This is a genomic window from Anaerolineales bacterium (genome assembly GCA_037382465.1).
In the GTDB taxonomy this organism is placed as follows: Bacteria; Chloroflexota; Anaerolineae; order Anaerolineales; family E44-bin32; genus WVZH01.
The window spans coordinates 65,199-73,846 of the sequence record JARRPX010000005.1; the positions used below are offsets into that span (position 1 = coordinate 65,199).

Genomic DNA, 8,648 nt, shown 5'->3' on the forward strand with positions numbered 1-8,648 from the left:
CAGTAAAGAATGGGGGAAACAGGAGGTTAGCAGGGGCTAGGCATGGGCCGCGATGGGGAGGGTGAATGAAAAGGTGCTGCCTTTGTCTTTGCCCGGGCTCTCCGCCCAGATGTGCCCACCGTGCGCCTCGACGATGTGTTTGGCGATCGTCAGTCCGATACCGCTCCCGCCGCTGGCGCGGGAACGAGATTTATCCACGCGATAGAAACGGGAGAAGATATGCGGCAGATGTTCCAGGGGGATGCCGATGCCCGTATCTTGAATCCGGATTAAAATCTCATCTTTCGATCGAGCCGCCCGAACACATACTTTTCCCTTTGGTGGAGTGTACTGTAATGCATTGCCCAATAAGTTGAGCAGCACCTGCCCGATCCGGTTTTCGTCGGCGTGAATCAAGGGCAGGTTCGGTTCTATCTCGACTTCCAGTGCGACTCCCTTTTCGATGTACTGGCGCTCCAGACGCGTGCGCGCCGTTTCGATCGAGGCATCGATGCGGACATCCTGCCGCTCCATTTCAAACCCGCCGGCTTCTACGCGGCTGAGTTCCTGGAGATCGTTTACCAGACGCTGCATTCGATCCGCCTCGCGGTGAACCTGTTGGTAGATCTCGATCTGTGCGGGGAGCACGCCGTCGATCAAGCCCTCCATGGAAGCCTTGATCGTAGAAAGCGGGGTCCGCAGCTCGTGCGCCACGTCCCCGATAAGCTGCCGGCGCATGGTTTCCATTTGGGCCAACTTGGATGCCATACGGTTGAAGCTGACCGCCAGATTGGCCAACTCGTCCATTTCAGATGGTGGCTGTTCCCCGGGAATGTTCACGCGTTCATCAAAGTGGCCATCTGCGATGTGCTGGCTGATCGACATCATCTCCTGTACCGGTGAAACGATTTGACGGCTGAAAAGTACGCTGACGATAATCGCGGCCAGAACCGAGACGAATGTGGCCAGAAGCAGGGCTTCGTTTACCGCGGAGCGAAAATTAGTGAATAGATCCGCTTCGAGATCCACGCCCAGCGTGGAATCACCCATCATCCGGCCCATCATGGCACTCATCTCCGCCAGATGGCGTTGAAATGATGTCGGTATGCTCAGCTCCGCTGCCGTGGCTAAAATCAGCACGCCCACCACAATCACGATGAGATAGGAGAGAAATAGCTTCCAGGCCAAGTGTCCTCGTATCGCTGCAAACATGGTCAATCTCCCCGATCCTCGAAGCGATAGCCGATTCCGCGCACTGTGGCGATCAGGTCGTCGTCTCCAAATTTCTGGCGGATGTGCCCGATATGCACGTCTACAACCCTTATCTCGCCGTAGTAATCGTGCCCCCAGACTTTTTCTAGAAGTTGTTCCCTGCTCAGAACTCGTCCGTGGTGTTCTGCCAGCGTTCGCAGCAGGTCGAATTCGGTCGTGGTGAGGTCGATCGGGTTTCCGTTCATCCAGACCTTGCGGCTGCCGGTGTCGACACGCACGTGTTCGAAGGCAAGTATCGTTTCGTCGGGCAAGCCCGTACCCCCGCTAAGACGACGCAAAGCGGCTTTCACCCGGGCGACCAATTCGCGCGGGCTGAAGGGCTTGGTGAGATAATCGTCCGCCCCGACGGACAGACCCACGATCTTGTCCGTCTCTTCCGCTTTTGCGGTCAGCATGATCACGTACACGTCGGATTCGCGCCGCAATTGGGTGAGCACTTCCACGCCGTCCATGCCAGGCAGCATGATGTCCAGGACGATCAGGTCCGGTTTGTACGTGCGTGCCGCTTTCAATCCGGACGGGCCGTCCATCGCCGTGTAGACTTCGTAGCTCTCCGCCTCGAAGTAGGCGCTTACGATCTCGATGATGGATCGTTCATCGTCAACGACCAATATTCTCGCGTTCAACTCTGCATCTCTCCAGCGTGTGACTGCTTTCGATGGAAATTCCCCCAGACTGCCGCCCGGGGGAATTTATCGGATTAACTAACGTACGCTCAGCGGTGAGATCGATCGAACGCCGAATCCCTCGACCTTCAACGCATCGGTGACTAACTCAACGGATCCCTCGAAGGACAGCGGCAGCTCGATGCGAAAGGTGTATTCGGATTCTGACTTCGACACAATTTCCATCCTCTCCACCCTCCGATTCTACCCGGAGATTTGCGCTGAATGCATTCGCCGGAGAGTCATTCCTATTCGTGCGCCTCCGACATTTCGATAAACTCGCCGTGCCAGGTATGGACGAACACCTGACCGGTGAACCCGTTTACGCTGAGCATGCCGATCACGGAACCATCATCTTCGATGTGCAGCGTGTAGTACCCGTAGAACGTATCGGCGTGTTCGTCCGCCTTTTCACCCGATCCGTATCGATCCAGATACGCTTGGGCGAACTGCACGGCTTCATTCGGACCGACCGGCATCTCTGAAGCCTGAAAGTCCGTCGTCTGTCCGGGGAGCATTCCGCCGTATCGAGACGAACGTGCGTAGCCACCCATCATACCTGAATCCGCCATCGGGCTGTACTTGAGATTCCACATCATGTTCGGTCCGAATTCCGGATATACGCTTCCCGTGGCCGGATCTACGAGCACTTCCATCGCTCCGATTCCGGTGCTTGTTTCGACGATCTGGGCGTAGGCGTGATTATCGAAGATCATGATCTCCCCGATGGAAAGGTCGTCGCTTCCTACGGCGTTGAGATAGTCATCGACCGCGTTTTCCGCCTCGGACAGGGAAAGTGGTTCGACGCTGGGCAATCCGGCGGCGTCGAGCGGGCCCATCATATCGGGTCCCCTCATGCCGTAACCCGGCGGCCATGGGTACCCGGAATCCTCCGCAGAGAAGTACCCGTTCATCATGGTTCCCGGGCCGTACCCCACGGGATTCCACCATCTGCGGTCGAAGCTTATTCCCATGAGTACGAGCGCCGCTGCGCCTACGATTACCGTCAGGACGATTAAAGTATTGCGTAATGTTCTGCTCACTTTACCACCTCCGTTTCGATTGTCCGTTAGGACTTTCCTATCTTTGTGAAGTGTAAAAAACCAATTTAAAGCTGTAATGTCGCCAGATTAAAGGATTCGTAAAGGTATCGTGTGTGCGTTCAACGGCGCATACTCAGATGTGCCCGCTAAGGTTCGATTTGGGCCGCAGCATCTGTGTGATGAACCGCTTCATTTCAATTTCGTGGCAGAGGAATGTGTTAATCGAGTGGTGATGAAGTCGCGGTAGAGTTAACCAAAGGAATGAAGGTGGCATCCGGCCGAAAGATCATCGTGGGCAATCGCATGCTGTATGAAATCACGCCTGCCCATAGAGATGCAATTGAAGCGTGGAGTGTACGCGTGAAGCCGTCGTTCGATTTGCGTACCACATTAACCCCACTCCAATTTGCTCGGGTTCAATCACGCGACGTGTATGCAAGACGATCGGATTGAACGAAACTTTCATCGATTTACGTAGAAGGGAGGACGAACATGAACATGGAACACGAAGGACATCACCACGAACATCAGCGTGCCATGTCGGGAGACGATCGCGGGCACGAATCTCACAACGTCATGGAATCCCACATGGGACACGGTGGGGGCGAAATGACGTCCGCAGAACACGAAGGTCATGAGCATCACGTTGATCATACCGGCCACGAGCAGATGTTCCGCAAACGCTTCTGGATCAGTCTGATCCTGTCGATTCCCGTCATCCTGTTCAGCCCGTTCGTTCAAGACACGCTCGGCTTCGTGATGCCGGCGTTCACGGGAAGTGAGTGGGTCACGCCCGTATTTGCCGTGATCGTCTTCATCTACGGCGGTCTGCCGTTCCTGCGCATGGCGGTGCCGGAGGTGAAGAACAGGCGCCCGGGGATGATGCTGCTCATTTCGCTGGCGATCAGTGTCTCTTTCGTGTACAGCATTGCGGCGCTGTTCCTGCCGACGAGCGCAACCTTTTTTTGGGAACTGGTTACTCTGATCGACATCATGCTGCTCGGCCATTGGATCGAGATGCGCAGCGTGCGGCAGGCGTCGGGCGCGCTCGACGAACTGGCGAAGTTAATGCCGGACACCGCGGAGCGGATCGATGCGAACGGAGACGTGGAGACGGTCAAGACCAGCGAGCTCAAAACGGGAGACTTGGTCTTGGTGCGGCCCGGCGCCAGCGTCCCGGCGGACGCCGAAGTGGAGACGGGCGATTCGCAGGTCAACGAGTCCATGATCACGGGGGAATCCAAACCGGTGTCGAAAGCGCCGGGCGACAAGGTCATCGGGGGTTCGATAAATGGCGACGGAAGTCTGCGGGTGCGCGTGCAAGCCACGGGCGACGAGACGGCGCTGGCGGGCATCATGCGCCTCGTGAAAGAGGCCCAGCAGAGCAAGTCCAACACGCAGGTTTTAGCCGATAAGGCCGCCGGCTGGCTGTTCTACATCGCCGTCGGTGTAGCCGTGCTCACCGCCATCGCCTGGGTGATTGCCGTCGGGTTCAACGTCGATGTCATCGCACGGGTGGCGACGGTTCTGGTGATCGCCTGCCCGCACGCGCTCGGGCTGGCTGTTCCACTGGTGGTCGCCATAACGACCTCGCTGGGGGCAAAAAACGGGATACTGGTGCGCGACCGTCTGGCGTTGGAAGAGGCGCGTCAGGTCGACAGCGTAATTTTCGACAAGACGGGCACCCTGACGAAGGGGGAATTCGGGGTCGTCGACATCGCTGCGGCAGACGGTTGGTCGGAGGGCGATGCCATCGCGTTGGCGGCCGCCGTCGAGGGCGACTCGGAACACACGATTGCACGCGGCATCCGGACCTCTGCGGAGGAGCGAAACGCCGTACTGCCGGAGGTTACGCAGTTCGAGGCGCTCAAAGGACGCGGCGTGCGAGCCAACGCCGGCGGGCATGCGGTGTTCGTGGGCGGACCCAGGATGCTGGAAATGCTGGAGCTTCCCCTCAGAGGCGACATGGCGCAGTTCTCGGACCGGGCAAACTCGAAGGGCCAGAGTGTCGTTTACCTGGTTCAGGAAAAGCAAATTGTGGCCAGTTTCGCATTGGCCGACGTCATACGTCCGGAGAGCAAGCAGGCTGTTGATCGCCTGCACGAGATGGGCATCGAAGTGGCCATGCTCACCGGCGACAGTGAAGCCGTGGCGAAATCCGTGGCCGAAGCGTTGGGCATCGACCAGTACTTCGCCGAGGTGCTTCCCGAGTACAAGGACAAGAAGGTGTCCGATCTGCAGGCTCACGGCCGCAAAGTGGCCATGGTGGGAGACGGGGTCAATGATGCACCGGCACTCACGCGTGCGGATGTGGGCATTGCGATCGGCAGCGGCACGGACGTGGCCATCGAATCGGCGGGAATCATCCTCGTCAAGAGCAACCCCTTGGACGTTGTGAAGATCTTTTCCTTGAGTCGTGCCAGCTACCGCAAGATGCAGCAGAACCTGATCTGGGCCGCCGGATACAACGTCATCGCCCTGCCGCTCGCCGCCGGCGTCCTGGCGCCGCTGGGCATCCTGCTCTCACCGGCGGTCGGCGCCTTGCTGATGTCGCTGAGCACCATCATCGTGGCCGTCAACGCCCAGCTGCTGCGCGGGCAAACGATCGCGGCTTGAGGAGCACACAGAGAAAAACGGAAAGGAGAATTTCGATGGCAAAAGATCTCGTTTGCGGCATGGAAGTGAATGAGGAAACGGCCGAGTGGACATCCGTGTATCGGGGGAAGAAGTACTATTTTTGTGGTCCCGGATGTAAAAAATCTTTCGATGCTGATCCCCAAAAATACATCCAATCGAAGGCGCACGCCGGCCATGAAGATCACGCATGAGATTCGCCGGGGCGGCACGTGCCTCGTGCCGCCCTGGATATTTGCTTTATTCCCCATAATGCCTGCAGCCGCTCCCGGTCGGTTTTGGCGAAGTCCCGCGAGAACGTAGTTATCACCCTTTACGCGCTTGACATCGAAGGCGAATATTGTTATACTCATACCAAGAACTTTGCAAGGCCAAGTATATTGCTGCGTAAAGCAGAAAATAGGAGAGAATATCATGTCTGAGATGGCAGACTTCCGGCAAATTCAGCGCAGGGTGTTCCAGCTGGTGTCCTTCGAGGATGGCCTCTGGGACCTGTTGCTGGGGCTTATTTTCCTGGCGCTTGCGGTCTATCCGGTCACCCGCGAGCTGCTGGGCCCGGAGTGGAACATCGTTTTGTTCGTGGCTCTGTTGTTGCTGCTGTCTGTCGGGCAGCTGCTCGTGCGGCGGCGCGTCAGCGGGCCGAGGATCGGTGTTGCAGTGCCGCGCCGCACGCCCAAGATGTGGCTCCTGCTGGTCATCACCTTCGTGATGGTCGTGATCACGATCGGGCTGGTGGTGCTGACGCTCCTTGCCCCGGAGCCCGAACTCGCCGCGAACGCTGCGGCGCAGGCTTCCTCCGGGCGGGGATACCTGGTAGAGCTCGTCGTCGTCCTGGTGATGGGACTCTTATTCAGCGCCATGGGTTACCTGTTCGGCGTGACGCGGATGTATTTCTATGGTTGGATGATCGGGCTGGCCAACCTGGCCTCGGTATACATGGAGCACAACGCAGGTTGGACTTTCCAGATCCCGTTGGCGGTCGCGGCCGGGATCATCCTGCTCATCGGACTGGTCCTGCTGGTTCGCTTCTTGCGCACGTACCCGCTGCCTGCGGAGGGGGATTGATATGGCAGATAAAACAGGCATCGATCCGGGAATTGGCGACCTGGCCGAGGTGGATCGCCTGGTGCACGAGCCTGCGCGGCTGATGATCCTGATGGTCCTGTACACGGTGGAGTTCGCCGACTTCACGTTTTTAACCACAATCACCAGGCTCACCGACGGCAACCTGTCGTCCCATCTGAGCAAGCTGGAATCTGCCGGCTACGTCGAGATCGAGAAAGGTTATGACGGTAAAAAGCCCCGCACGCGAATACGGCTGACCGAGGTCGGCCGCAAGGCGGTGGATGCCTACCGGACCACGATGAGTCAAGCGCTGCAGCACCTGGCTGACTGAATAGCTGAGATCGATCGGGTGGAGGGATTCGCCTCATCTGCCGGGGTCAGCTTTTCGCCATCAGATCTTGACGTTGGAAGATGAACATCGCGATACCTGCGAGCACGGCGCCGAAGAGCAGTAAAACGATGATCGCACTCGTCGGGTCCGCAAGTCCAGTTTCAATCCAGGCTCGGGGCAGCGATACCGATGGGTCAGACGGAAAGAACAGTTCGTTAACGCTGATGGCATGGTAGGCGACTGTGTAGCGGTAGGCGTCCTTCACACCCAACAGGCTGCCGGACCCCAATCCCCCGACGATAAAATCCCCGAAAAAGTAACCCAGACCGGCAAGCATGCCCGCCCAGGAACTGCGCCCCAATACCAGCGCCAGCATCACCACCCCGGAAAGCACGAAGTTGACCAGGCCGATTACGCCGGTGGCGCCCAATAAGCGCCAGACGATATCCGCACCGGCCGCCTCGGAAAATGGCACGGCGCTGTAGCTGATGTGGACCACGAAGGCGGCGGCAAAAGCCGCGAGCATGAATACCAGACCGTTGATGAAAGCCGCGCACACGGTGGCGATGATTTTCGAGATGATATAGAAATGCCGCTTTGCGCCTCGACTGATGACGGTCCGTACGGTCCCCAATTCATAATCGTCGCCCAGCGCCAGGACCGAGATCACCACGGTCATCAGCGCGATCATCATGAGCATGTCGGATGAAAACAAAAATTGCGTGATCTGTGGAAAGGTGGCATCGCGTATAGAGATACTGGCCAGGATCGCTTCTCCTGCGATGGGTCCGGCGAACATGAACAGCAAAACCGCACGGGCAGTCGACTTGCGCCAGAACTTCCGGATTTCGACTCGGGTCAATCGGGATAGAGTCCCAAGGGCGTACGTAGCCTTTCCATTTCTTTTCATCCCCCGCACCTCACGTCGCGCCGCTGGAATAGCCACATCGTCCACGCCAGAAATACGACGGTATAACTGACCATGAATGTCAACCCTCTCCATGGTGATGTGGGCAGCAAAGTCTCGCCGCCAAGCCCCAACGTGCCGCTGATGAACATCGCCTCCCGGGCGAAAGGAGCGCCCCAGTTCAGGAATACGTCCGCGTTATAACCCAGCGTCAGGCTGAACACTTCAATTTGTATGCGGTAAAACCATGGCGCTGATCCTCCACGCGTCTCCACATTTGCGTAGATGGTGGCGAAAAACGGCAGCGCCAGGCCGTAGAGGTACTCCAGCGTGTGCGTACCGATTCCGACTCCCAGGGCGGGTCCCATATTGCGCGCCACGACGACCCAGAAGAGGATGATGACGATGAACGGCAGATAGGTTAGCCAGGAACGAACGATCCAAAGCAGCGCCTCTCCCAATTTCACGAGCGAGATGGGATCTTCGCTTACTTGGTGGTGGATGAAGGGGCCGCAAACCGCAGCCAGCACCGCGATGATAAGCAGAACCGCCCCCGTTGCGAACCACAAGGACAGCGTGCGACCGATCAGGTATTTTTTGCGGCTCACACCGCGCGTGAGAATGACCGGGATCGTCTTTCGGCTGAAATCCTCTCCTGCAAAAACGACCGTGAAGAGAATGATGAAGAACCAGCCGATTCCGCTGGAGGTATGCGCCGCGGTGCCGATGAAGGCAGGGTAGCTCATCCCTGC

General features: G+C 57.9%; 10 protein-coding genes. 4 read left to right on the forward strand and 6 right to left on the reverse strand.

Annotation, left to right across the window (positions count from 1 at the left end; genetic code table 11):
* Positions 1–36 precede the first annotated feature (36 nt).
* From P8Z34_03215 to P8Z34_03230, 4 genes are all read right to left on the reverse strand, one after another.
* On the reverse strand, positions 37–1,191 hold the full coding sequence (locus P8Z34_03215; protein ID MEJ2549675.1) for an ATP-binding protein: 1,155 nt from the start codon (positions 1,189–1,191) through the stop codon (positions 37–39).
* A 2-nt stretch (positions 1,192–1,193) separates the two neighbouring features.
* Complete coding sequence (locus P8Z34_03220; protein MEJ2549676.1) at positions 1,194–1,877, reverse strand: response regulator transcription factor; 684 nt, start codon at positions 1,875–1,877, stop codon at positions 1,194–1,196.
* A 78-nt stretch (positions 1,878–1,955) separates the two neighbouring features.
* Positions 1,956–2,093 (reverse strand): hypothetical protein, encoded by a 138-nt coding sequence (locus P8Z34_03225; protein ID MEJ2549677.1) that lies wholly within the window; start codon positions 2,091–2,093, stop codon positions 1,956–1,958.
* A gap of 71 nt (positions 2,094–2,164) precedes the next feature.
* Positions 2,165–2,959, reverse strand: a complete 795-nt coding sequence (locus P8Z34_03230) for a hypothetical protein (GenBank protein ID MEJ2549678.1) — start codon at positions 2,957–2,959, stop codon at positions 2,165–2,167.
* Positions 2,960–3,451: 492 nt separating this feature from the next.
* On the opposite strand from P8Z34_03230, the gene P8Z34_03235 reads away from it, so the two are divergent.
* The 4 genes from P8Z34_03235 (at position 3,452) to P8Z34_03250 (ending at position 6,989) form a co-directional block, all read left to right on the forward strand.
* Entirely contained in the window at positions 3,452–5,575 is a 2,124-nt protein-coding gene (locus P8Z34_03235; protein ID MEJ2549679.1) for a copper-translocating P-type ATPase, read from the forward strand.
* A gap of 35 nt (positions 5,576–5,610) precedes the next feature.
* A complete protein-coding gene (locus P8Z34_03240; protein MEJ2549680.1) occupies positions 5,611–5,787 on the forward strand; it encodes a YHS domain-containing protein in 177 nt (58 codons plus the stop codon).
* Between the two features lie 220 nt (positions 5,788–6,007).
* A complete protein-coding gene (locus tag P8Z34_03245) occupies positions 6,008–6,658 on the forward strand; it encodes a hypothetical protein (GenBank protein MEJ2549681.1) in 651 nt (216 codons plus the stop codon).
* 1 nt (position 6,659) lies between these two features.
* Positions 6,660–6,989 carry a transcriptional regulator gene (locus P8Z34_03250; GenBank protein ID MEJ2549682.1) on the forward strand — a complete coding sequence of 110 codons (330 nt, stop codon included), beginning with the start codon at positions 6,660–6,662 and terminating at the stop codon, positions 6,987–6,989.
* Positions 6,990–7,035: 46 nt separating this feature from the next.
* Here the strand turns inward: P8Z34_03250 and P8Z34_03255 are convergent, their stop codons facing one another.
* Positions 7,036–7,899 (reverse strand): ABC transporter permease subunit, encoded by an 864-nt coding sequence (locus P8Z34_03255; protein MEJ2549683.1) that lies wholly within the window; start codon positions 7,897–7,899, stop codon positions 7,036–7,038.
* A partial coding sequence (locus P8Z34_03260; protein MEJ2549684.1) for an ABC transporter permease subunit occupies positions 7,896–8,648 on the reverse strand: 753 nt, incomplete at its 5' end. The genes P8Z34_03260 and P8Z34_03255, both read right to left, overlap by 4 nt.

Excerpts from the sequence above, each read along its gene's own strand:
- P8Z34_03215 (MEJ2549675.1), bottom strand. The coding sequence starts at position 1,191 with ATGTTTGCAGCGATACGAGGACACTTGGCCTGGAAGCTATTTCTCTCC.
- P8Z34_03250 (MEJ2549682.1), top strand. The coding sequence starts at position 6,660 with ATGGCAGATAAAACAGGCATCGATCCGGGAATTGGCGACCTGGCCGAG.
- P8Z34_03255 (MEJ2549683.1), bottom strand. The coding sequence starts at position 7,899 with ATGAAAAGAAATGGAAAGGCTACGTACGCCCTTGGGACTCTATCCCGA.
- P8Z34_03245 (MEJ2549681.1), top strand. The coding sequence starts at position 6,008 with ATGTCTGAGATGGCAGACTTCCGGCAAATTCAGCGCAGGGTGTTCCAG.
- P8Z34_03240 (MEJ2549680.1), top strand. The coding sequence starts at position 5,611 with ATGGCAAAAGATCTCGTTTGCGGCATGGAAGTGAATGAGGAAACGGCC.
- P8Z34_03235 (MEJ2549679.1), top strand. The coding sequence starts at position 3,452 with ATGAACATGGAACACGAAGGACATCACCACGAACATCAGCGTGCCATG.